The organism is Sphingomonas sp. 2378, assembly GCF_038084995.1.
Classification (GTDB): Bacteria; Pseudomonadota; Alphaproteobacteria; order Sphingomonadales; family Sphingomonadaceae; genus Sphingomonas.
The window spans coordinates 119,208-143,299 of record NZ_JAXCMJ010000005.1; the positions used below are offsets into that span (position 1 = coordinate 119,208).

Below are 24,092 nucleotides of genomic sequence, written 5' to 3' on the forward strand. Positions count from 1 at the left end.
CGTCGCGACCGTCACGCTGGGGTCGCCCGTCATATTCTCCCCGCTCACGCGCATCTTTTTCGATCGTCCAATTCTTTTGGCGGTGGCGGGCGCGGCATAGAACCGGCACCGCCCTCGCCGCCTTACGGTCGCATGACAAGTTCGTCATGCCGGTGAAACGGGCCTTGATGACAGAAGCGTCATGCTTCGCCCACCCTTCGCTTATGTGGTTAAGATTAAGAGGACAGCGTGAAAGGATCGACCATGCCCGCTGCCCCCGACGCCGTGCCCGTGACGCCCCATGCGCGCCGCGTGGTCGGGCGGCCGTTCCGGTGAAGGGCCTGCGGATCGTCGGTTGGGGCGCGGGATTGGCCGCGCTTGTCGGCGGGGCTGCGATGGCGCTGCTCGTCGGGCATATGCCGCTTCACGCGGGTCCTCGCACGCCATCGATGCTGTACGGCGCGACCTTCGCCCCCGCCGCTGCGGATCGCCCCGGCCTGGTCGTCACCAGCCTGCGCAGCGATGTGGACGACGGCACCGCCGCCGCGGTCAAGCCACCGCTAAGGGTCGGCGACACCGTACTGGCGATCGACGACCGGCCCGCGACATCCTTCTCGCTGTTGCGCGAGGAAGCGTCGCGAAGCGGCGATGCGCCGGTGCGCCTGCGGGTCGCGCGCGACCATGGCCTCATCACGATCACGCTGCTAAGGAGCGGGTCGGGAGGATTGCGTGGCCAACAGGATTTTGCTGATCGAAGATGATCGCTCGACGGCGGACTATATCGCCAACGGGTTGCGGGAAGAAGGTTTCCTGATCGATCATGCCGCCAATGGGCGCGACGGGCTGTTCCATGCCACGGACGGCACCTATGACTGCATCATCCTGGACCGGATGCTGCCCGGCATGGACGGGATGTCGGTGCTGGCCGCGATCCGCGCCGCCGGGATCGAATCGCCGGTGCTGATCCTGTCCGCCCTGTCCTCGCCCGAGGACCGGGTCGCGGGGCTGACATCCGGCTCCGACGATTATCTGACCAAGCCCTTCGTCTTCGCCGAATTGCTGGCGCGGGTCCGCCTGCTGATCCGGCGCGGCGGGACGACGGGCAATGCGGTGCAGACCAAGCTGGTGTGCGACGATCTGGAGATGGACCTGCTCGCCCACCGGGTGCGGCGGGCGGGCAAGTCGATCGACCTGCAACCGCGCGAATATCGCCTGCTGGAATATCTGCTCCAGCATGTCGATCAGGTCGTGACCCGCACCATGTTGCTGGAGGGGGTGTGGGATTTCCATTTCGATCCCAACACCAACGTCACCGACGTGCATATCAGCCGGTTGCGCAAGAAGATCGACGAGGGCTTTGCCCGCCCCCTGCTCCATACCGTGCGCGGTTCGGGCTATAAGCTGGGCGTCGAGAAATAGCGCCCGTCATGCTCCGTTCGACCACGTTGCGCTTCGCATTGCTGGTCTTCGCGCTGCAACTGGTCGGCGCGGGCGCGATGGTCGCCATGGTCCGCCACCTGACTCGCAGCGAGATCGCGGCACAGGCGGAGGATGCCGCCAGCGACCTGCGCGACGAACTGTCGGGCATGTGGGCGACCGGCGGCCAGGCGGCGGTGCGCGCGGCAGTCGACCGGCGGCTGAACACCGATCGCCTGCCGCAGTCGGTCATCCTGCTCACCGATCCGCGCGGGCGTTTCGTGGCGGGCAACATCGCCGACTGGCCGCCCAATGTCCCGGCCCCCGGTGTCGCCACCATCGAGATTTTCCGGATCGGCCATTCGCAGCCCGAGCGGATGCGCGTGATGGCCACCCGCCTGCCCGACGGATCGCGGATGCTGGCGGGGCATGTCGTGGAAAGCGAGTTGCGCGTCGCGCTGGCGATGGAAGAGGCGATGGCGGTCGGCATGGCCGCCGCGATCGTCCTCGCCGCGCTCGCCGCCTGGGCCGCCGCGCGGATGATCGAGGCGCGGCTGGAAGGCACGGTCGCCACCGCCCATGCGGTCGCGGGCGGCGACCTGTCGCGCCGGGTGCAGCGCAATGGCGGCGACGATGCCTTCGACTCGCTGGCACAGGCGGTCAACGCCATGCTCGACCGCATCGCCCTGCTGATGACGGAACTGAAGGTCGCGACCGACGGACTGGCGCACGACCTGCGCTCGCCGCTGACCCGGTTGCGCGCGACGCTGGACCGGGCGATGGCGGAGTGCCGGGACGAGAATGCGCGGATCGCGGTGGCGCGCGCGCTGGACGAAGGGGACCGGCTGCTCGCCATGCTCGACACCGCGCTGCGCATCAGCCGCGCCGAAGCCGGGCTGGGCCGCGACGCCTTCGTCCAGACCGATCTGGCGGAGATGATCCGCGACGTCGCCGACATGTTCGAGCCGCTGGCCGAGGATCGCGGCATGACAATCCGCGCCGAGGGGCCGGAGACATTGGTCGCGACGGTCCACCGGGAGCTGCTGGGTCAGGCGGTCGCGAACCTGATCGACAATGCGCTGAAATATGGTGCGGGGCTGATCACGGTGCGGGTCGAGCCCGGTCCCGTCCTGACCGTCGCCGATGACGGCCCCGGCATTCCCCCCGAACGGTGCGAGGAGGCGCTCAAGCGGTTCGGGCGACTGGACGCCGCGCGGACCGAAAGCGGCGCAGGGCTGGGCCTGTCGCTCGCCAGCGCGGTGGCGCATCTGCACGGCGGGTCGCTGGCGCTGGAGGATAACACGCCGGGTCTGGTGGTGCGGATGACGCTGGGGTGACGCCCCTCCACCACCCGGCTGCGCCGGGCGGTCCCCCTCCCCATCGAAGATGGGGAGGATTTGGGAAACCCCATTCCTCCCCAAGCTATGCTTGGGGAGGGGAACCATCCGAAGGATGGTGGAGGGGCAATCCCCTACGCCTTACGCCCCGACATTCCCGGTGCGCTCCAGCTTCCCCCAGCCGACGATCCACCCGCCGATCGCCGAGCTGATCGCGCGGAGCACGACCCAGTACATGATCTGGCGATAGACCAGCCGCTGCGCGACCAGCAGATGCGCCGGGTAACGCACCCGGTTGCCGTCCAGCCGATAGGCGATCCATCCGCACAGCACGTCGACCGAGGTGAAGACCAGCCAATAGGCCCCCATCTGGAACACATCGGTATGCGTCTGCGCCCAGCCATGCTGCGCCACGCGGACCGAGGTGCCGATGATCGACAGGATCAGCGACAGGTCGATCAGCGGCGAGATGGCGGCGAACAGGATCTGGAACAGCCACGCCTGCGGCAGGCCGACCCGCGCCAGCCCCTTGGGTCGCCCGGTGCGCAGCACGGCACGGTGCTTCCACAGGCATTGCAGCGTCCCGAACGCCCAGCGATAGCGCTGCTTGGCGAGCGCGCGGAAGCTCTCTGGCGCTTCGGTCCAGGCGACCGCGCGCGGGTCGTAGGTGACGCGCCAGCCCGCCCGCTGAATCGCGATGGTCAGGTCCTGATCCTCCGCCAGCGTATCCTCGGGATAGCCGCCGACCGCGTCCAGCGCCGCGCGTCGCCATGCGCCGACCGCACCCGGAACCACCGTCATCGCGTCGAAACCGGCCAGCGCGCGCCGCTCCAGATTCTGTGCGGTGATATATTCGACCGCCTGCCAGCGGGTGACCAGATTGACCCGGTTGCCCACCCGCGCATCGCCCGCCACCGCGCCCAGCTTCGGATCGGCGAACCAGCGGGCGAGCTTGGCGATCGTCTCCGGCTCGAACTGGGTATCGGCGTCGAGCGCGATCACCACCTCGCCGGTCGCGTCGCGCAGCGCGCGGTTCAGCGCCGCCGCCTTGCCGCCATTGGTCAGGGTCAGCAGGCGGACGCGCGGTTCTTCGCCGAAGGCCTCGCGCACCACCGCGCTGGTCGCGTCCCTCGACCCGTCATCGACCACGATCACCTGAAGCCCCGGATAATCGCTGGCCAGCACCCGCGCGACCGACTGGGCGATCACCCGCTCCTCGTTATAGGCGGGGATGATGACCGAGACGCTGGGGGTATATTCGGGCGGCACCGGCTTGGACCGGCGGCCCTGGAACCAGGCGAGCCCCGCCATGACCACCGCCCGCGCGATGCCCAGCGCGATGGCGAGATAGAAGAGCCAGGCCAGCCCCGCCGACAGCGTCGCCAGGACGACGAAGATCGCCACGTCGGTCCGCACCGCCAGCAGGTCCTTCCCCTCGACCAGCGGCATCGCCTGATCGCGGCTGACCCCAACCAGTTGCGAGGCGGGGACGAAGCGATAGCCCTCGGCGCGCAGCGTATCGATGATGCGGGGCAAGGCCTCGACCGTCTGCTCGCGGTTGCCGCCGCCATCGTGCAGCAGGACGACATTGGCCGAATTGTCGGGCGTCGCGCCGTGGACCTGCTCGATCACCTCATGGACGATCTTGTCGGTGCCCGGCGTCTGCCAGTCATTGGGATCGACGTGCAGCCCGACCACCGTATAGCCCAGATTCTGCGCGATCAGCGCGGGTCCGATCTCGTCCGCCGTGGTCGGCTCCGCGTCCCCGAAATAGGGCGCGCGGAACAGCGTGGTCGAACGCCCGGTATAGGCCTGGATCAGCCGCTTGGTCGCGTTGAGCTCCAGCTTGATCGTCCGCTCGCCCGCCGTCGCCATATTGGGGTGGGTGTAGCTGTGGTTGCCGATCTCGCTGCCGTCCGCGACGATCCGGCGCAGCAGTTGCGGATGCTGAAGCGCATTCTCGCCGATGACGAAGAAGGTGGCGGGCACATGCTCCCGCTCCAGCACGTCGAGGATCCTGGGCGTCCATTCGGCGTCCGGCCCGTCGTCGAAGGTCAGTGCGATCGTCTTGTCCAGCGCGCCCGCCCGCTGCACGACATAGGGTGTCGGATAGGTTCGATAGACCTCCCCCCGGATGATCCCGTCCTTGTCATATTGCAGGGCGCGCGCGCCCTCGGTCGGCTGGGCGGTGATGCGCAGGATTTCGCCCGGCCCCTCGACATCGACGTTCAACGGCGAGGCGATCGCGTTCAGCCGCGGGATGACGCCGCGCGCGGTGCTGCGGAACGCGGCGAAGTCGGCCCACAGGCCGGGGTCCTCGGTGCCGATCTGCCAGAAGGCGACATCGTCGATGCCCAGATGCTTCAGCGCCTGGAGCTGGTTCCAGCTCGTCGCGGCGTCGAGCATCCAGACGGTGTGATGATCGCCATCCTCGTCATAGGCGAAGCCCGCATTGCCGCTGGCCGGGTCGAACGTCACCTGTGCCTGGCTGTCATGCGCCATCAGCCAGGCTTCCTCGATCGACTTGGCATCCGCCGGCCCCTTGGCGGGCCAATCATAGGCATAGCTGCCGAGCGCGACGATCAGCTTGTCGCGACCCACCTCGCGCAACGCCTTCTGGCTCGCCTGGAGGAACCAGGGCTGCGATGCGATCGGGCCCGGCGTGCCGCTCTGCCAATGCTCGTCATAGGCCATCAGGATGACGCGATCGACGACCCTGGCGATCGGCTTTAGCTGCCATGCGTCATCCTCCGAGGGAACGGTGACGGCCAGCACCGCCCCCTTGGGCAGATGCGCCTTGATCCGTTGCAGCAGGCGCGGATAGCGCGCCATGGCGCTGGCGGGCAGGTTCTCGAAGTCGATGACCAGACCCGACTGGCGATTGGCCGTCACCGAGTCCCCAAGCTGGGTCGCCAGCTTCTCGGAAGCCGCCGGGCTGGCGATGATCCGCGCGATCGCCTGGCCGTCCCATTCGTCGGCGCCCAGATTCTGCACCATCGGCAACAGGCGCGGCGGCTTGGCCGCATGCGACAACAGACTGGCGAGCTTGGGATCGTTGCTGATCTGCAATTCGGCCTTGGGACCCGCGACATTCATCAGCGAGGGCACCAGCCAGTCGATCTGCCCCATATGCGCATGGACCGAGGCGAGCGCGGAATCGTTACCCGGCGTGTAGAAGGCGATGGTCAGCGGGGTATGGCCCGGCGCCGCCGCCTTGCGCGGCAGCCATTCACCGCGCCGCCCCTTCAACTGCGCGGTCGGCTCCAGCGTCATCGCCTGGCGGCGTGCGAAGGGCAAGGGCAGCACGCCCGAATTGGGCACCGCGACCAGCGTCGTGGCAAAGGCGATCGCCGCGATCACCACCGCCAAGATCAGCACCCCGACGCTGCGCCGCGCCCACGCGCCCCGGCGACCGGTCGGGTCAAAGAAGATCGGGTTGGTCACGGACGGTATTCCTTACGTCTGGTCATCGACACGGACGACGGCCACCAGCCATCCCATGTCTGCACCCTGTCGCCGATGGCAGATCGCGCGCATAGAGCGCGTGATCGTGACATTACAGATTTTTCATGACCGCTCTTATCGGCGCTTCGATCGGCTCGCGACAGCGGGCGGGCGGCGGGATTAGGACCGATCGACATTCCGATATGGCCTTCTCTTCCCTCGCCCCTCGTAGAGGGGAGAGGGTTGCGCAGACTTAGTCTTTGTACAGCAAAGGCTTAGTCGGAGCTGGGTGACGGGTGGGCGCGCGAGCCTGCGGCTCGCTCGACCCCTCACCCAAGCTGCGCTAGCCAGCAGGCTGGCAAGCTCCGCTAACCCTCTCCCCTATCCAGGGGAGAGGAAGGAAGGAGTAGCATGAATGTTGATTGGCCCTAGGATGAGGCATGTCCGTTCGCCTGGCCCATCTTCGCCGCCATTATCGCCGTTATCTCGCCGCGATCCTGTTCGTCATCGTGGCCGGACTTTCCATCCTCCTCTATTCGGGCAGCTATTTCGACCGCGACCCGTTCACCCGCTATCCGGCGGCGGGGCGGATGCAGCCGGTGTTCGTCCTGTCGCTGTCGGGGGATATGGGCCTGCGCTATGGCATGAGCGGGGTTGTCACACGGCACCTGAGCGCCCGGGGAATCGCCGTGCTGGGCGTCAATTCCCCCGTCCTGTTCCGCGAGCGCCGGACGCGCGGGCAGGTCGATGCGCTGATCGCCGATCTGGTACGCCGTGCCGCGCGGGAAGCGGGCGAGCGGCGGCTGGTGCTGCTCGGCCAGTCCTATGGCGCGGACATGTTGCAGACCGGGCTGGCGAAACTGCCCGCCGACCTGCGCGCGCGGGTGTCGGCACTGGTGCTGGTGGTGCCGGGCAAGACGGCCTATTTCCGCTCCGACCCCTCCGGCATCGCCTATATGGGACGGCCCGACAGCATGGCGATCACCACCGCCCGCACGCTCGACTGGCTGCCCGTCACCTGCATCTATGGCGTCGAGGAACCGGACAGCCTGTGCCCGCTCCTCAAGCTGCCCGATGCGCATGTCGTCGCCATGCCGGGCGGCCATTATCTGAACCATGACGACGCCACGCTGAACGCCCATGTGCTGGCGGCGGTGCGCGGTCGGCCCTTCCCCGCCAAGCCGGATTGACGGGGAAAGGCCGGTACGGGATCAGGCGGTCACGCTCTCGATCGGGGCCGTCCCGCCCGCGCGCGTCCGCCAGGTCGCGACACAGGCCTCCGCATAGGGCTTGGCCATGACGGTCGAGACGGTCATGAACCGCGCGGTCGCGGTGTCGCGGGTCAGGGTCAGGTGGAGATAGCCCTTGGCGTCCTGATCGCAGAAGCGGACGCTGCGCGGATTGGCCTCGGCGATCTGGCGGCCGATACCGGGGAACAGTGCCCCCCAGGACGGACTGGTGATCGCCGTCGCGCCGAACTCGGCCGCGACCAGCGCGCCCTGGTCGTCATACAGGTCGTTGGCCCAGGCGGCATGGCTGTCGCCCGAGAGGACCACCGGATGGCTCCCCGCCCGCCGGAACGCCGCGTAAAGCCGCTCGCGCGCGGCGGGATAGCCGTCCCAGCTATCGAAGTTCATCGGCAGCCCCGCGCGATAGGATGCCTGCGCCGCCGTCAGCTGCGCGCGGATCGCCGGAGACAGCGGCGCGATCAGCGACGCATAACCCTCCGCCCCCATCTGCTTTTCCAGATCGGGGCCGTCGACCCGCGCCATCACCACCTGGTTGCCGATCACCTGCCACGGACGCCCCGCCCCGATTGAGGCGGCCAGCGTCCGCTCGATCCAGTCGAGTTGCCCCGCGCCCAGCAATTCGCGCTCAGGCCGCGCACGCTCGGCCATCATCGCGGCATATTCGGACGGCTCGAGCACATCGCCCTTGGCCGTCACCTGCTTCGACCGGGCGAGCAGCCGCGTCTCGACCATCACCAGCGTCGCCAGGTCGCCGAAGTCGAAGCTGCGGTTGATCGCGGCCCAGGGCTGGCCAGGGCGCGGGTCGCGGATCGGCATCCATTCGAAATAGGCCTGCATCGCCGCCGCCTTGCGCTTGGCCCAGTCCCCCTCGGTCTTGGGATCATGGTTCTCCGCGCCGCCGATCCAGTCGTCATTGGCGACCTCATGATCGTCCCACACGCAGATAAAGGCGGCGCGGGCGTGCGCGGCCTGCATGTCGGGGTCGCGCTTCACCTGGGCATGACGCGCGCGATAATCGGCGAGCGACAGGATCTCATGCGCCGGTTCGGGCAGGCGGTTCAGTTTGCGCCCGATCTCCGCGCCATAACCCTCCGCGCCATATTCATAGATATAGTCGCCCAGATGCAGCACCGCGTCGAGCCGCTCGGACCGCGCGATCGCGTCATAGGCGTTGTACAGCCCGCCGGGATAAAGCTGGCACGAGACGACGGCCAGCACCACGTCCTCGATCCGCCCGCGCGGCAGGGTGCGGAAACGCCCCTCGGGCGAACGCTCTCCCTTCGCCGTCTCGAACCAATAGCGATAATCGCGACCGGGGCGCAGCCCCGTCACCTCGACCTTGGCGGTGAAGTCGCGGGCGGCGCGGGCCGTCACCCGGCCCGTGCGCAGGCCGACTGCCTCGCCCGGCTCCATCGGCGCGACGTGCCAGGTCAGCGGGACGTCGCCCCCCTGCCCCTCCGCCGGGGTCGCGCGGGTCCACAGGATCGCACCATCGGCGGCCGGATCGCCGCTGGCCACGCCATGGTCGAAACGGGCCGAGGGCTCGGCCGCCTCGGCGATCGTCGCGGGCAGGCTGAGCGTCGCGCCGCTTCCCATCAGGGCGATCGCGCGGCGTCGGTTCATCATCGTCATCATCGGGTCCTTTCGCCCGGACGGCTAGAGGCTCCGCACGACAGCGCCATGGCGAATGGATGACGGTTCGACGACACCGGCGCCGACCGTCACAAATCCGCAGCGTGATGGACACCAACCGGTAATCCCTTTCCCCTAAGCGGCTGGCAAACAGGGTAATAGCCGGGGATAGATATGACTTCGACCATGCGCCGCATGACGCTGGCCGCGCTTTTGACGAGCCTTTCGCCGACCGCGTTCGCACAGGCGGCCTGGGCGCAGGCGATGATCCAGCCACAGGACGACGCCCGCGACGACGAAGTGATCGTCACCGCCCAGAAGCGCGAGCAGCGGATCGAGGACGTGCCCGTCACCGTCAGCGCAGTGTCGGGCGAACGCATGGCCAATCTGGGCGTCAACTCGCTGGCCGAGGTCGCGCAATATATCCCCGGCCTGCAAATCCAGGAGCAGAGCGCGAACAATCCGGGCTTCGTCATTCGCGGCATCACCTCGGATTCCGGCTCGGCGCAGCAGGGCGCGCGGGTGACGCTCTATTATAATGGCATCGACATCAGCCGGACGCGCGGCGCCTATCAGGACCTATACGATATCGAGCGGATCGAGGTGGTGAAGGGCCCGCAGGCAACCCTGTTCGGCACTGCCGCCGCGGTCGGCGCGATCAGCATCGTCTCCGCGCATCCCAAGGCCGGAACCGAGGGCGGCCTCATCGCCTCCTATGGCAATTTCAACCGGACGCAGGTGTCGGGCTATCTGAATGCGGGCAACGAGACGCTGGCCGGCCGGATCGCCTTTGCCTATAAATATCGCGACGGCTATGTCCGCAATATCGCAGGGAATCCCGATGTGCCCAACCAGAATCAGGGGCGCGTCGACCAGGACGATCTGAACGGGCAGGACCAGCGCGGGGTGCGCGGGTCGCTGCGCTGGCGGCCCAATGGCTCGGTCACCGCCGACCTCGTCCTGACCTATGACGGACAGCGCAATCCGGGCACCGCGTTCAAGAGCCGCGTCTTCGCCCCCACCGGCGGGCAGACCGGCGATTATGGTTATGCCGAACTGTCGGGCTCGCCCTTCTCCGCCGAGGTGCTGGGGCGGCGCAAGCTGGGGCTGACCCGCAACGTCTATGACGCGAACCTGACGGTCGCGGTCGATGTCGCGCCGGGCATCACCTTCACCACGGTCAACGGCTATCGCCGATTCGACGCGCTGGAAATCTTCGACGCCGATGGCGGCCCCGCCTGGTATCTGGAGTTCGGCGAGGACGCCAAGGGCGACCAATGGAGCCATGAAAGCCGCTTCGCCTTCGACGGCGCGCATTACCGCGCCTCGATCGGGTGGAACGCCTTTTTCGAAAACGGGCAGCAGCGGGTGCCCTTCTCGACCGAGGAAGGCACCTATCTCGCCTGCTCGACCGCGACCGACTTCGCACCGGTGCGACAGTTGCTTGGCGCGGCGGGCCTGCCGACCGGCACCGCCTGCGTCGCGCCCGACGGCACCATAACCGGCACCCGCGCCACCGCGATCCTGTCGCGCGGCACGGCGACCATGGTGCCCTATAGCGCCAGCTTCACCAATTTCGGTCGCAACAACACCTATTCGATGTTCGCCGACGCGACCTGGATTCCCGTCCCCGCGCTGGAACTGACGGCGGGCGCGCGGGTGCTGATCGAGGATCGCCGCTCGGGCTATAGCAATGTCATGCCGGACAGCCGCCTGCTGGCGGCGGCGGGGCTGTTCACCAGCCTGCTGGGCGCGGCCAATACCAAGGGACAGGTCTTCGAGGCGCAACGCAGCTATGCCGCGATCCTGCCGCGCTTCAACGCGCTCTATCGGCTGGGCGGCGACGTGAACGTCTATGCGACGGTCAGCAAGGGCCGCCGTTCGCCCGTGGTACAGCTCGACGCCCAGCGGATCGTGCCGCTGACCATCGCCAATTCGGGCGCGATCCCCCGGCTTCAGATCGTGCCGCAGGAAGACGTGTGGAATTACGAAGGCGGCATCAAGGGGCGGATCGGCGCGTTCAGCGGCGCGGCCTCGGTCTTCTATCAGCAGTATAAGGGCTTCCAGGTCACCGTCTTCGAGGGCGGACGGACCGTGACGCGCAGCGCGGGCTCGGCGAACAATGTCGGGGTCGAGCTGGAGGCGAACTGGGCGGTGCAGCGCTGGCTCAGCCTGTTTGGCAGCTTCGCCTATATCGATGGCGGCATCGCCGACGAGCCGGCCAATGGCGTGTTCGCGGGCAATCGTTTCCGCCTGCAACCCGACACGACCGCCTCGGGCGGCGCGACGCTGCGCGTGCCGCTGGGGTCCTCCGCGACCTTCTATGCGACGCCCAGCGCCACCTATCGGTCCAAGGTCTATTTCGAGCTGCCCAATAGCGAGGCGATCTCGCAGGGCGGCTATACGCTGGTCAATCTGCGCGCCGGCGTCGAGTTCGGGGCGGACGGGGGTTTCCATGTCGGCGGCTTCGCGCGCAACCTGACCAACAAGCGCTATCTGATCGATGCGGGCAACACCGGCGGCACCTTCAGCGCGCCGACCTATATCGCGGGCGAGCCGCGTTTCTACGGCGTGGAATTGGGCGCGCGCTTCCGATAGCCGACGAACGGACGCGTTCCAGGGGATATGTCCGTTTTCGGTGACTTAACCGCTTCCTAACCCCCAATCCGGTAATGCGCCGTCATGGGGCAACGGGTTGGGAACAGGAAGAACGTGCTGCGCTGGTTGATGTTGGTGGCGACGCTGGCGATCGCGACGTCGTGCACCCCGTCGCGGCATCCGCCCGCCCGGCTGACGCTGGACGTGCCGCCGCCGACCGCGCGGACTCTGCTGCGCCAGCTCGCGCTCGACGTGCCCGACAGCGACCTGCCCGAAACGCTGACCGGCAATACCCCGATCGAGATGGCGGCCGCCCCGGCCTTTTCCGGCATCGCCCGCTCGGCGCAGGATGCCGCGCGCGCCGCCGAATGCCTGACCGCCGCCATCTATTACGAAGCCCGCTCCGAACCGATCGACGGGCAACGCGCGGTGGCGCAGGTCGTCCTCAACCGCGTGCGCGACCGCGCCTTTCCCAAAAGCATCTGCGGCGTCGTCTATCAGGGATCGGAGCGCTCGACGGGTTGCCAGTTCAGCTTCACCTGCGACGGATCGATGCTCCACCCGCGCGAGCCCGCCGCCTGGGCCCGCGCCGCCGCCGTGGCGCAGGCGGCGCTGGCGGGCATGGTCTATGCCCCGGTGGGGGCCGCGACCTTCTATCACGCCAATTACGTGCTGCCCTGGTGGGCGCCCAGCCTGAACCGGATCGGCGCGATCGGCAGCCATATCTTCTATCGCTGGAAGGGCGCGCTGGAGCGCGACCTGTCCTTCCGCCAGGATTATGCGGGGGTCGAGCCAAGCATCCCCGTCCCCGCCCCCGCCATGCTGGCCGCCGCGCCGGTGGCGGGCGTCGAGACGGTGGGGGGCGTGACCATTCATCGCGGCGAACAGGCGGTCACCGAAGGCGTCGCCGCCACCGCCCCCGTCGCGGCGGTGGCGACCAGCGTCCCGGTGACGACGGCGGGCGTGCGCATCCATCGCAACGGCTTCTCGCATGACGGTCCCGAAGTGGCGCGCGGTGTCGTCGTCGGGGAAGAACACGACCCCAGCTGAGGATCGCCCGGACTGGACGCCCCCGTCACCCGATCGCGTCGATCCAGTCCGGCAAGTCCCCCAGCCGTTCCAACTGGCGAAAGCGGGGATGGTCGGTCGGCGTCCGCCCCGCCTCATGGCTCCAGGCCAGCGGCTGCGGGATATAGGCGGCCCAGGCCCCCGCCTCCAGCGCGGGCAAAATGTCGGAGCGCATCGAATCCCCCGCCATCACCGCCCGCTCCGGCGCGACGTCGTGGCGCGCGAAGATCCGGCGGAAGGTGTCGGGCGTCTTGTCGCTGACGATCGCGACATCGGCGAAATGCTCGCCCAGGCCCGATGCCGCCAGCTTCGCCTCCTGGTGCAGCAGGTCGCCCTTGGTCACCAGCACCAGCCGCCCGCGCTCCGCCAACGCGGCCATGGTGTCGGCGATCCCGTCGAGGAGTTCGACCGGATGCGCCAGCAACTGCCGCCCCGCCTCCAGCAGCCGCGCGACCAGTTCGGTCGGCAGGGTCGGCCCCGCCAGTTCGACCGCCGTCTCGATCATCGACAAGGTGAAGCCCTTGGCGCCGTAACCGTAGAGCCGCAGGTTGCGCGCCTCGCAGGATTCCAGCGTGGCCCGCGCCACCCGCGCTTCGGCAAAGGGGGCGAGCAGGCCGACCAGCGCTTCCTCCGTCTCCGCGAAATGGCGCATATTGTGCCAGAGCGTGTCGTCGGCATCCAGACAGATCAATTCGACGGCCATATCCTGTCTCCCACGAGGCGACGGCTCTCCCATCACAGTTCGCGGATGATTCGCAATCCCAGCCGCGGCCGGAACCGCTCGCCCCGCCCCTTCTCCGCCCCGACGCCGCCCTGCACGCCCAGCTTGCCGAGCGCGCGGTGGACTTGCGGCATCAACAGCCAGTAGGCGCCTTCGCCATTCTGGCGATTGACCTCCAACCCCAGCACCGTGTCGCGGTTCAGATCGTAGAAGGTGGAGTGGTTGACGATCATCCCCGTCTCATTCCCCTCGCGCAGGGTCACGTCGCCGACGCCGATCATCGTCATGGTGCTCCACCGCTCGCCGAAGCGGTTGCCGAGCAGCCAGAGAAGCGTGGAGGTCCATCCCCCCGCCTCGCGATCGTGCAGTCCCAGATACTGGACCCCATGCACCCCGCGTCCGCCCCGGATCGTGCCCAGCTTGCCCTGAAGCCCCATCTTGTACTGGACGACTCGGTTGTCGATCAGCGGCAGTTCCAGCTCGACCGCAAAGCCATCGGCCACCGCCCATTCGACCTCGGGCGCCCATTCCAGTTCGCCGCGCGGGCCGGTCAGGTCGCGCTGCGCCAGCGCGTTGACCTCGATCTCGCCCGCCTTTGCGGTCAGCGGGCGGATCATGTCGAACACCATCGGCTCGGGAATATCCGGCCCCTCCTGGCCCAGCGCCGGGGCGGCGGCGAACAGGCTCGTGCCCAATAGGGAAAGGGCCAGGCGGCTGGTCTTCATCGTCTCGAAACTCCCGGTCGTCATCGTCATGCGGTGCCGCACGCGATCCGGACCGGGACCGCGAAGGGTTCAGGGGGCGTGGGGTTCGTACCGCCGCGCGGCCGCGCCTATCGCGGCCTGTATCCCCGTGACCAGCGCGTCCACGGTGAACGGCTTGGTCAGCAACTGCATCCCCGGCGACAAATGGCCGCTGTTCAGCACCGCGCCCTCCGCATAGCCCGTGATGAACATGACATTCAATTCATGTCGCAATTCCCGCGCCGCTTCGGCCAGTTGGCGTCCGTTCATCCCGCCGGGCAGGCCGACATCGGTGACGAGCAGATCGATCCGCACCGACGATCGCAGGATCGCCAGCCCTTCCGCGCTGTCCGCCGCCTCGATCACCTGATAGCCCATGTCGCGCAGCACATCGACGATCATCAGGCGAACGGTCGCCTCGTCATCGACGACCAGCACCGTCTCGCCCGACCCGGCGGGACCGTCGAGCGCGGTGGTCGTGCCGGTGTCCTCCTGCTCCGCCGGTCCGTCGTAGCGGGGCAGATAGAGGAACACGGTCGTCCCCATGCCGGGAGTCGAATGGATGCGAACCTGCCCGCCCGACTGTTTGGCGAAACCATAGATCATGCTCAGCCCCAGCCCGGTCCCCTGCCCCAGGGGCTTGGTGGTGAAGAAGGGGTCGAACGCCTTTTCTATTACGTCCGGGGTCATGCCGATGCCGGTATCGGTCACGCACAACGCCAGATACTCGCCGTCCGGTATATCGCCGAACCGCGCATTGTCGCCGATCAGCCGCCGGTTCACCATCTCGATCGTGATGCGCCCGCCATCCGGCATCGCGTCACGCGCGTTGATGCACAGGTTGAGGAGCGCATTCTCCAGTTGCGGCGCATCGACCAGCACGGTCCACAGATCATCCGCGCCCTTCGTCTCCAGCGTGATGCCCGGCCCCACGGTGCGGCGGATCAGGTCGGTCATGCCCGCGACCAGCGCGCCGATATCGGTCGCGCGCGGGGCCAGCGTCTGCCGCCGCGAAAAGGCCAGCAGCCGGTGGGTCAGCGCCGCCGCCCGCCGCGTCGCCCCCTGCGCCGCGTCCATATAGCGGTCGAGCTCCCCCGTCCGCCCCTGCGACAGGCGCAGCGCCATGAGTTCCAGCGAGCCGGAAATACCCGCCAGCAGATTGTTGAAATCATGGGCCAACCCACCGGTCAACTGGCCCACCGCCTCCATCTTCTGGCTTTGCCGCAACGCTTCCTCTGCACGCATCAGCTCGGCGGTGCGGTCGGCGACGCGCTGTTCCAACTGGTCGGTCAGCGCGCGGAGTTCCGCGATGGCATGGTCGCGCTCGGCCTCCAGCGCGCGGCGGGCGCCGACATCGATCAGCACGCCGGGAAAGTGCAGCGGCGTGCCGTCGGGCGCGTGATCGACCCGGCCATTCGCCTCCAGCCAGTGATAGCGACCGTCATGACGCCGCGTGCGATACTGATGGGCATAGGGACCGCCGCGCGCGATCGCCTCGGCGATCGCCTCGGCAAGGCCGGCCTGATCGTCGGGATGGACCGTCTCGACCACCTGCGCCAGGCTCAGCCCCTCATGCCCCAGAGCGGGGTCGAGACCGAAATTACGGGCGAACGGCTCGTCCACCGTAAAGCGATCGTTCGGCAGGTCCCATAGCCAGGTGCCGATGATCGCCCCCGCCTCCAGCGCGAGCTGCACCCGCTCGGCATTCAGACGCGCGCGAGCCTCGCTCTCGCGCAACTGAAGCTCGACACAGACCCGGTCGGTGATATCGAAGCTGACGCCGGGGAAGCGCACGCAGCGCCCGGTCTCATCGACGATGCACCGTCCCCGCGCGGATACCCAGTGGACCGAGCCGTCGGACTGGACCAGCCGATATTCCGAGACGAAGCGCCCCGCCCCCTCGCTCCCATCGGCCGCCCCCGCGAGGACGGCCCCGATCTCCGCCTCCACCCGCGCGCGATCTTCGGGATGGATACCCTGGAAGAACTCGGCGATCGGCATGCCCGCCTCGGCGGCGACCGGATCGACACCGTACATCGCCGCGAAGCGCCCATCGGAGCGCACCGAGTCGTTGACCACGTCCCAGTCCCACATGCCGACATGCGCACCCGAACTGAGCGCCAGGTCGAGCCGTTCGTCCGCCTCCTGCTGGCGTCGTTCGGCCAGCACGCGCGCGGTCGTCTCACCGGTGACGCAGATCATGCCCGCGATGGTGCCGCGATCGTCGAAGACCGGCGAATAGGAAAAGGTCCAGTAGCTTTCCTCGGGCTTCCCCTCGCGCGCCAGGTCCAGCCGCATGTCCGTGACCCGCGCGACGCCGCCCGACAGCGCCTGGTCGACCAAAGGCGCGATCTCGTCCCAGATGCTGCCCCACAGGATGCGGAACGGCGTGCCCATCGCGGTCGCCGCGCGATAACCCAGGATCGGGCGATAGGCATCGTTGTAGAAGGATATCAGATCCGGGCCCCAGACCAGATACATGGGCGCGGGACAGGCGAGCATCGTCGCCACCTGGCACCGCAGCGCGACCGGCCACTGCCCCGGCGCGCCCAGCGAGGTCGCCGCCCAGTCGAACGCGATGATCTCATCGACCACCTGCCCCGAAACGCCTTTCAGGAATTCAAATGCGGAGGAGTCCACTATCGTCCATTTCTGCAACAAGGCGCGGCCACGCGCCAGCGGTCGCCATCCTACCGCAAAAGTACGGATAGCAGGTAAATCGGCCAAATGGCCTTGATCCAGGATAGCAAATCGCCCGGCGAAACCGACGCATATTGGGCCTGTCGTTGCTGGCGATCGCGGCGCTCGATCCGCCGATGCCAATGCCGACAAATCGCGCCGCCGCTGAACAGGAATGAGGTCGAACCGTTATCCCCCTCGCAATCGAGAGGGTTCGCGATGAACGGCAAGACGAAGACGGGGCTGTCGCCATGGATGGCGGGCGGCGTGGCGGCGGCGGTGCTGGGGTTGAGTGCACTGGTCGGGCGGCGCAATGCGCCCGATCCGTCTCACCCACGCATCCGGCATTGGTACAGACGGCTCGACAAGCCTGGCTTCACCCCGCCAGACAAGGTGTTCGGTGCGGTCTGGCCGGTGCTCGAAAGCCTGGCGGCGGTCGGCGGCTACCGACTGCTTCGCCAGCCCTCCTCGCCCCGGCGCGATACGGCGGTCGCGCTCTGGCTCGGCAACAGCGCGATGATCGGCGGCTGGACCGAGCTTTTCTTCCGCGAACGGCGGATCGGCACCAGCACCGCCGCCGCCGGGACGATGGCCGCCGGTACCGCCGCGCTGGCGGCCACCGCCTGGAAGATCGACCGTCCCGCCGCCCTCAGCGTCATGCCGCTGGCCGCCTGGCTGGGCTTCGCCACGGTGCTCGCGGGTGAGGTCTGGCGGCGCAATCCGCAAACGTGACATTTTGTTTCGGACATGAATTTCCGATGAAGGGAAGGTGAACCATTCCACCATGGCAACGTTTGTTGGCCATGCGGGGGATGAGCACAGCCATCGTCGTCGGGACGGCCGCCTTGTTGGCGGGATGCAACACGCATCAATCGACCCTGGCCCCGTTCGGGGCGGATGCGGCGGATATTCGCCACCTTTTCATCATCATGCTGGTCGGCGCGGTGGTGATCGCGGGGGCGGTCGCGTTGCTGATGCGCCATGCCGTCCGTGCGCCCGAAGGGGCGATCGGACATGAGAAGGGCATGCGCCTGGTCCTGTGGCTGGGCGGGGTCATACCGACGATCGTGCTGCTGGGACTGCTCGCCTATTCGCTACCCTATATGCGGCCCCGGCCGGTCGCGCCCGCCGACCTGAAGGTCGCGGTCGATGGCGAGCAATTCTGGTGGCGCGTCGCCTATCAGGCACCGGGTCGCGCTCCCGTCCTGGGTGCGAATGAGATTCGTATCCCGACCGGTCGTACGGTCGCCTTTCGCCTGGGCGCGGGTGATGTGGTGCACAGCTTCTGGATACCGGGGCTGGCGGGCAAGATGGACATGATCCCCGGCCGCATCAACAGCCTGGTCGTCCGCGCCGACAAGCCCGGTCGCTATCGCGGCCAATGCGCCGAGTTCTGCGGATTGTCCCACGCCTTGATGGCGTTCGACGTCATCGCCATGCCGCCCGCCGCCTTCGATGCATGGCTCGCCCAGCAGGCGCGTCCCGCCCGGGCCGTCGACAGTGCCGGAGCTCGGCTGTTCGCGACCAATGGCTGTTCCGGGTGCCACGCCATCGCCGGAGTGACGCCGCCCACCCGGATCGGCCCCGACCTCACCCATTTCGGATCGCGCCGGACGCTGGCGGCGGGCATCCTGCCGATGACGGAGGCCAACGTCGCGAACTTCATCCGTCATCCCGAAAAGACCAAGCCGGGCGTGCGCATGCCCTCTTTCCCCCAATTGTCGGATGCCGAGGCGCTGGCCCTCGCCCGCTATCTTCAGGGTCTGAAATGAGCCTCCACGCCCAGGATGACCCTGCCCTTCGCGCCGCCCAGGAAGAGCGGCTGCGCGCCGTCTGGAAGCCGCCCAGCGGGCTGTTCCTGCGCTGGACGGACGTCAACAACAACCGGGTCGGCGTCTGGTACACGCTGACCGCGTTCGGCTTCATGCTGTTCGCCGGCGTGCTGGCGCTGATCATGCGCACCCAATTGGCGGTGCCCGACAATGACCTGGTGTCGGCGAACACCTTCAACCAGCTGTTTACGCTGCACGGCTCGATGATGATGTTCCTGTTCGCCGTCCCGATGTTCGAGGCAGTGTCGATCATCCTGCTGCCGCAACTTCTCGGCGCACGCGACCTGCCCTTCCCGCGCCTGTCGGCCTTCGGATATTGGAGCTTCCTGATCGGCGGCGTGTTCGTCGGCGGCTCGATCTTCTTCAACGCCGCGCCCGATGGCGGCTGGTTCATGTATCCGCCGCTGACCACCCGCACCGATTTGTCGGGCCTGGGCGCCGATATCTGGATGCTGGGGCTTTCCTTCATCGAGGTGTCGTCGGTCGCCGCCGCCGTCGAGTTGATCGTCGGTGTGCTCAAATGCCGCCCGCCGGGGATGCGGCTGAACCTGATGCCGCTCTATGCCTGGTATATCCTGGTCGTGGCGGTGATGATCCTGTTCGCCTTTCCGCCTCTGATCGCGGGCGACCTGTTGTTCGAGATGGAGCGGCTGCTCGACTGGCCCTTCTTCGACGCCGCGCGCGGGGGCGATCCGCTGTTGTGGCAGCACCTGTTCTGGATCTTCGGCCACCCGGAGGTCTATATCGTCTTCCTGCCCTCCATCGCCCTGTTCGCGATGCTGATCCCGACCTTCGCGCAGCGGCACCTGCTGGGTTATCCGTGGATCGTGCTCGCGGCCGTGGGCACCGCCTTCCTGTCGTTCGGGCTGTGGGTGCACCATATGTTCGCGACTGGCCTGCCGAAGATCAGCCTCGCCTTCTTCTCCGCCGCGTCCGAGGCCGTCGCCATCCCGACCGGGGTCCAGATCTTCGCCTTCATCGCCACGCTGTGGGCTGGCAAGGTGAAATGGTCGACGCCGTTGCTCTATGCGAGCGGAAGCCTGGCCATCTTCGTCATCGGCGGGCTGACCGGCGTGATGGTCGCGGTGGCGCCCTTCGACTGGCAGGCACACGACACTTATTTCATCGTCGCGCACCTCCATTATGTGCTGATCGGCGGCACATTGCTGCCGCTGTTCGGCGGCCTTTATTATTACTGGCCGCTCATCACCGGCAAGAAGCTGTCCGACCGGATGGGGCGAACCGCCTTCTGGATCATGTTCGTCGGCGTCAACCTGACCTTCTTCCCGATGCATCTGTCGGGACTGGAGGGGATGCCGCGCCGCGTCTTCACCTATCCTGCCGAGTTGAACATCGGCTGGCTCAACCTGGCCTCTACGTTGGGCTCCTACATGTTCGCGGCGGGCGTCGCCGTGCTGGTCATCGACCTCGCCCTGTCGCCGACCCGTACCAAGGCGCCGCGCAATCCGTGGAATGCGGGCACGCTCGAATGGCTGGCCAAGCCGGATGATGAGGATTGGGGCATCCGCTCGGTGCCTTTGGTCGAGAGCCGCTATCCGATCTGGGACCAGAAGGATTTCGTCGCCAAGGTCGATGAGGGCCGCTTCTTCCTCGCCGACGCCGAGGAAGGTCGCCGCGAGACGATCATTACCTCGGTCCTCGACGGCAAGCCCGTCTCGGTGATCCGGCTTGGCACGCCCAGCGTCAAGCCGATGCTGACCGCCGTCGCGCTGGGCAGCGTCTTCATCCTGACCACCTATCACCTATACTTGATCGCGGCCCTGGGCGGCGTGGTGACCTTGGCCTGCATCCTCTGGTGGTTGTGGGACACCGCGGAAATCCCCGAGAAACCCGAAAAGCCGATCGGTCACGGCATGCGCCTGCCGCTCTATATCTCCGGGCCCGCCGCGCCGGGCTGGTGGGCGATGTTCATCACGATGATGGCGGACGCGACGGCCTTTTCCGGCCTCGTCTTCGGCTATTATTTCTACTGGACGATCCATCCCGATTTCGGCGCCGGGTTCGACGGGCCGGGCAGCGGCGGCCCGCTCTTCGCCCTGGCCCTGTCGCTGGCGAGTTGGGCGGCGACGCTGGCGGCGCGCGAGGTCCATCGTCGCGGCGGGATCATGCCGTCCCGCGCGCTGCTGCTGCTCGGGGCGGGCATGGCGATCGCCAGCCTGTTCGCGGGGCTCGCCTGTCTGGAAGGGCTCGATCCGAAGGCCAATGTCTATCCGGCAATCGTCTGGGTGCTGGTCGTCTGGACCGTGGTCCATGCCGCCGTCGCCGCGATCATGCAGCTTTATACGCTGGCCCGAAGCATCGCGGGCAGGATGACGCCGAGCCATGACGCCGACATCCGCAACATCACCGTCTATCTGCACTTCTTCGCGCTGACCGCTGTCGTAGCCTATCTGACCGTCGGCCTGTTTCCGGAGACGGGGCTATGAAGCGCTGGTTGAAAGGCGCCCACCGGCTGCGGGTCACGCTATGGACGCTGATCGTGCCGCCGACGACCTGGGCGGTGCATTTTCTCTTCTCCTATCTGTGGGCGGCGATCTCGTGCGAGCGGATCGGCGAATGGGCGCTCTTCCCCACCGCCTTCGCCATCGGGACGGTCGTCGCGCTGGTCGTGATCGTCGCCTCGGGCGTGATCGCGTGGCAGCAATCGCGCGGCCCCGGCGACCCGCCACCGCATAATGAGGGCACCGATGTCGATCGGCTGCGCTTCCTCGCCTATTCGACCTTCCTTCTCGCGGGATTGAGCTTCGTCGCGGTCATATTCACCGCGATGCCGGTCCTGGTGCTGGGCGATTGCCGGTGAAGCGGGCTTATCTCCTCGCGGGCCTGACCCTGCTCGCCTTTGGCTGGGCACTGAGCGGCCAAGGCATGACCGGCCATATGGTCGCGCACATGATCGCGGTGGCGGTGGCCGCGCCGCTGCTCGCGCTGGCGATCCAGGACAGCCGCCTCGACCCCACCCGTCACTGGCCGCGCCTCGCCACGCCGATGGTTGCCGCTTTGGTGGAGGCGGTGATCGTCTGGGGCTGGCACGTCCCCGCGCTGCGGCGGCTGGCCGATCATGCGCCGCTGTGGCTGGTGGTCGAGCAGGCCAGTTTCCTTGTCGCCGGGCTGCTGCTCTGGTCGGCGGTGCTCGCGCCCCGGCACCGGGCGGCGGGGGTGGCGGCACTGCTGGTCACATCGATGCATATGACCCTGCTCGGCGCGCTGATCGGCCTCGCCCCGCGCCCGCTCTACAGCCATCACGGCGCGGGCGCGTTGCAGGACCAGCAGATTGCGGGCGTGGTCATGCTGCTGGTCGGCGGCATCGCCTATCTGTGCGGCGGGCTGGCGATGCTCGGCCGCCTGCTCCAAACCCGACCGGAGGCGCGCGCATGACCATCCGTATCACCTGGAAGCGCGTGATCGCCACCATCCTAGGCCTGGCCGCGCTGGGCATGGCGGTCGCCTGGTCGGGCGTGATCAGCCTTGCCGCGTCGAGCGGGCATTGGGCGATCACCGACTGGTTCCTGCACTGGGCGATGCGCAATTCGGTGCGGACCCATGCCGCCTTGACCGCGCCCAACGACCCCGCCGACCGCAGCGGCCTGGTCAGCGCCGCAGGCCATTTCGCCAATGCCTGCGCGGTCTGCCACGGTGCGCCCGGCCAGAAGCCCGCGCCGGTGATGCAGGCCGCGACCCCGCCCGCGCCCGATCTGGCGATCAATGCGCGCCAATGGACCGACAAGCAGCTGTTCTGGATCCTCCAGCACGGCGTCAAATATACCGGCATGCCCGCCTGGGCCGTGCAAGACCGCCCCGACGAGGTACGCCGCATGGTCGCCTTCGTCCGTCGCCTGCCCGGCATGACCCCGGCTCAGTACCGGGCGCTGGTCGCCGAAGCCTCGCCCGCGGTCGATCCGGACAATTGCACCGGATGCCATGGCACCGACGGACGCGGTCGCGGCGCGCCCGACATTCCGATCCTGGGCGGACAGAGCCCCGAATATCTGCTGGCGGCGCTGCGTGGCTATGCCGATGGGCGCCGGTCGAGCGCGGTGATGCAGCAGGTGGCCATGCGGATGGAGCCGGCGCGGATGGAGGCCGCCGCACGCCGCTTCGCCGCGATGCCGGGCCTGGGAGGCGCGCCCTCGGGCGACCCGGCGGCGGCGCGGATCGTCGAGCGGGGGCTGCCGGACAAGCAACTGCCCGCCTGTGTCAGCTGTCACACGCCCGGCAAGCCCTATCCCGTCCTGGCCGGTCAGCGCGCGGATTATATCGCCGCGCGGTTGCGCCACTGGCAGGGCGACAAGAATGTGGTGGACGCGCGCAAGAGCCACGCGACCATGCCCGTCATCGCCCGCCGCATACCGAAGGACATGATCGACCCGATCGCACGCTATCTGGCGGGGGATACCGACGCCAGGATGTAAGCGCGGTTTTTGGCGGGGAGCCGATCGCGGACCTGCGTCCAGGCAGAACGGGCTTCACTCCTCCCATGTAAGGGGAGGGAGACCACGCCGCGCATGGTGGAGGGTGTTCCGCTATCGAAAGGGCGACACCCCTCCGTCAGGCCTTCGACCTGCCACCTCCCCTTGCAGGGGAGGAATGAGGGAATGTCGAGCGGACCTAGCGGTTCAAGCGAAGACCCCGGCCCTCTTCGTTTTCGCGCAGAGGCGCGGAGGACGCAGAGGGGTTGCGCCTGAGGCAACAGCGGTTTGTTCTTCGCTATCCAGAAGTCGATGAGACGCGCTGCCGCGTGAGCAATATCTCTCTGCGTTCTCCGCGCCTCTGCGCGAAAACGAATATTGATCCGCTCTCCCCCTTGTCTGACGGGGGGATGGCATGGACGCCATAGGAGCAAGGTTGCCCTACCCCACATACCGCCGATAGCGATGAAAACGACCTGATCACCATCCTCATGTCATCGCCCGATCGGCGAGAAAGGATGGTGGGCGCGACAGGGATTGAACCTGTGACCCCACCCGTGTGAAGGGTGTGCTCTACCGCTGAGCTACGCGCCCGGTAACCGGAGGACGGGCCTTTAGGCGGCGTGTCGCCGCCTGTCCAGCCCAAAAAATCACATTAGTTGACCGAGTCCTTCAACAGCTTGCCCGGCTTGAACTTGGGCTGCGACGACGCCTTGATGGTCATCGGTTCGCCGGTCCGGGGATTGCGACCGGTCGAGGCCTTGCGCTGGGATACCGAGAAGGTGCCGAAGCCGACCAGGCGAACCTCGTCGCCCTTCTTGAGCGCGGCGGTGATCGACTCAAACACGGCCTCCACAGCCTTGATCGCATCCCCACGCGCGAGGCCCGAAGAATCGGCGACGGTAGCGATCAGCTCCTGCTTGTTCATTCCATAACCCCCTGTGAACCCAAAGATTAGTCAGACGG

Annotated in this window: 18 protein-coding genes and 1 tRNA gene; 12 read left to right on the plus strand and 7 right to left on the minus strand. The window is 67.6% G+C overall.

All coding sequences use genetic code 11. The annotated features are described in order from the left end of the window. Nucleotides 1–311 precede the first annotated feature (311 nt). From SM191_RS04535 to SM191_RS04545, 3 genes are read left to right on the plus strand one after another with little or no spacing between them, the layout of a single operon-like run. A complete protein-coding gene (locus SM191_RS04535) occupies nucleotides 312–740 on the plus strand; it encodes a hypothetical protein (RefSeq protein ID WP_341505166.1) in 429 nt (142 codons plus the stop codon). Then, nucleotides 709–1,398: a winged helix-turn-helix domain-containing protein gene (locus SM191_RS04540; protein WP_267435591.1), complete on the plus strand. Its 690-nt coding sequence runs from the start codon at nucleotides 709–711 to the stop codon at nucleotides 1,396–1,398. The genes SM191_RS04535 and SM191_RS04540 overlap by 32 nt, the downstream gene beginning before the upstream one ends. A gap of 8 nt (nucleotides 1,399–1,406) precedes the next feature. Then, nucleotides 1,407–2,732, plus strand: a complete 1,326-nt coding sequence (locus tag SM191_RS04545; RefSeq protein ID WP_341505167.1) for a sensor histidine kinase — start codon at nucleotides 1,407–1,409, stop codon at nucleotides 2,730–2,732. A 141-nt stretch (nucleotides 2,733–2,873) separates the two neighbouring features. On the opposite strand, the gene SM191_RS04550 is transcribed toward SM191_RS04545, so the two are convergent. Then, nucleotides 2,874–6,176 (minus strand): glycosyltransferase, encoded by a 3,303-nt coding sequence (locus SM191_RS04550; protein ID WP_341505168.1) that lies wholly within the window; start codon nucleotides 6,174–6,176, stop codon nucleotides 2,874–2,876. Between the two features lie 440 nt (nucleotides 6,177–6,616). On the opposite strand from SM191_RS04550, the gene SM191_RS04555 reads away from it, so the two are divergent. Further along, nucleotides 6,617–7,366, plus strand: coding sequence for an AcvB/VirJ family lysyl-phosphatidylglycerol hydrolase (locus tag SM191_RS04555; RefSeq protein ID WP_341505169.1), 750 nt, complete (start codon nucleotides 6,617–6,619; stop codon nucleotides 7,364–7,366). A 21-nt stretch (nucleotides 7,367–7,387) separates the two neighbouring features. Here SM191_RS04555 and SM191_RS04560 read toward each other — a convergent pair whose 3' ends face one another. Then, on the minus strand, nucleotides 7,388–9,058 hold the full coding sequence (locus tag SM191_RS04560) for an alkaline phosphatase D family protein (protein WP_341505170.1): 1,671 nt from the start codon (nucleotides 9,056–9,058) through the stop codon (nucleotides 7,388–7,390). A gap of 174 nt (nucleotides 9,059–9,232) precedes the next feature. On the opposite strand from SM191_RS04560, the gene SM191_RS04565 reads away from it, so the two are divergent. Beyond that, on the plus strand, nucleotides 9,233–11,656 hold the full coding sequence (locus SM191_RS04565; RefSeq protein ID WP_341505171.1) for a TonB-dependent receptor: 2,424 nt from the start codon (nucleotides 9,233–9,235) through the stop codon (nucleotides 11,654–11,656). Nucleotides 11,657–11,770: 114 nt separating this feature from the next. Further along, on the plus strand, nucleotides 11,771–12,706 hold the full coding sequence (locus SM191_RS04570; protein WP_306999494.1) for a cell wall hydrolase: 936 nt from the start codon (nucleotides 11,771–11,773) through the stop codon (nucleotides 12,704–12,706). A 25-nt stretch (nucleotides 12,707–12,731) separates the two neighbouring features. Here the strand turns inward: SM191_RS04570 and SM191_RS04575 are convergent, their stop codons facing one another. The 3 genes from SM191_RS04575 to SM191_RS04585 are packed head-to-tail and all read right to left on the minus strand — an operon-like array spanning nucleotide 12,732 to nucleotide 16,828. Continuing rightward, nucleotides 12,732–13,427: an HAD family hydrolase gene (locus tag SM191_RS04575; RefSeq protein WP_306999492.1), complete on the minus strand. Its 696-nt coding sequence runs from the start codon at nucleotides 13,425–13,427 to the stop codon at nucleotides 12,732–12,734. 32 nt (nucleotides 13,428–13,459) lie between these two features. After that, nucleotides 13,460–14,200 carry a hypothetical protein gene (locus tag SM191_RS04580; protein WP_341505172.1) on the minus strand — a complete coding sequence of 247 codons (741 nt, stop codon included), beginning with the start codon at nucleotides 14,198–14,200 and terminating at the stop codon, nucleotides 13,460–13,462. A 39-nt stretch (nucleotides 14,201–14,239) separates the two neighbouring features. Continuing rightward, entirely contained in the window at nucleotides 14,240–16,828 is a 2,589-nt protein-coding gene (locus tag SM191_RS04585) for a PAS domain-containing hybrid sensor histidine kinase/response regulator (protein WP_341505173.1), read from the minus strand. A gap of 258 nt (nucleotides 16,829–17,086) precedes the next feature. On the opposite strand from SM191_RS04585, the gene SM191_RS04590 reads away from it, so the two are divergent. From SM191_RS04590 to SM191_RS04615, 6 genes are all read left to right on the plus strand, one after another. Next, nucleotides 17,087–17,599, plus strand: a complete 513-nt coding sequence (locus SM191_RS04590) for a TspO/MBR family protein (protein WP_341505174.1) — start codon at nucleotides 17,087–17,089, stop codon at nucleotides 17,597–17,599. Between the two features lie 71 nt (nucleotides 17,600–17,670). Further along, a complete protein-coding gene (coxB, locus tag SM191_RS04595; RefSeq protein WP_445949806.1) occupies nucleotides 17,671–18,639 on the plus strand; it encodes a cytochrome c oxidase subunit II in 969 nt (322 codons plus the stop codon). After that, nucleotides 18,636–21,146: a cytochrome c oxidase subunit I gene (gene ctaD, locus SM191_RS04600; protein ID WP_341505176.1), complete on the plus strand. Its 2,511-nt coding sequence runs from the start codon at nucleotides 18,636–18,638 to the stop codon at nucleotides 21,144–21,146. The genes coxB and ctaD overlap by 4 nt, the downstream gene beginning before the upstream one ends. Further along, nucleotides 21,143–21,520, plus strand: a complete 378-nt coding sequence (locus tag SM191_RS04605; protein WP_306999479.1) for a hypothetical protein — start codon at nucleotides 21,143–21,145, stop codon at nucleotides 21,518–21,520. Before ctaD ends, SM191_RS04605 begins: the two co-directional genes overlap by 4 nt. Then, the gene (locus tag SM191_RS04610; RefSeq protein ID WP_341505177.1) at nucleotides 21,517–22,095 is read left to right on the plus strand and encodes a cytochrome c oxidase assembly protein; all 579 of its coding nucleotides are present in this window, start codon (nucleotides 21,517–21,519) and stop codon (nucleotides 22,093–22,095) included. The genes SM191_RS04605 and SM191_RS04610 overlap by 4 nt, the downstream gene beginning before the upstream one ends. Then, complete coding sequence (locus SM191_RS04615; protein WP_341505178.1) at nucleotides 22,092–23,129, plus strand: c-type cytochrome; 1,038 nt, start codon at nucleotides 22,092–22,094, stop codon at nucleotides 23,127–23,129. The genes SM191_RS04610 and SM191_RS04615 overlap by 4 nt, the downstream gene beginning before the upstream one ends. Nucleotides 23,130–23,645: 516 nt before the next feature. Here the strand turns inward: SM191_RS04615 and SM191_RS04620 are convergent. Both SM191_RS04620 and SM191_RS04625 read right to left on the minus strand, forming a co-directional pair. Beyond that, nucleotides 23,646–23,720: transfer RNA gene (locus SM191_RS04620), tRNA-Val, on the minus strand. A 61-nt stretch (nucleotides 23,721–23,781) separates the two neighbouring features. After that, a complete protein-coding gene (locus tag SM191_RS04625) occupies nucleotides 23,782–24,054 on the minus strand; it encodes an HU family DNA-binding protein (protein WP_267435307.1) in 273 nt (90 codons plus the stop codon). Between the last annotated feature and the right edge of the window lie 38 nt (nucleotides 24,055–24,092).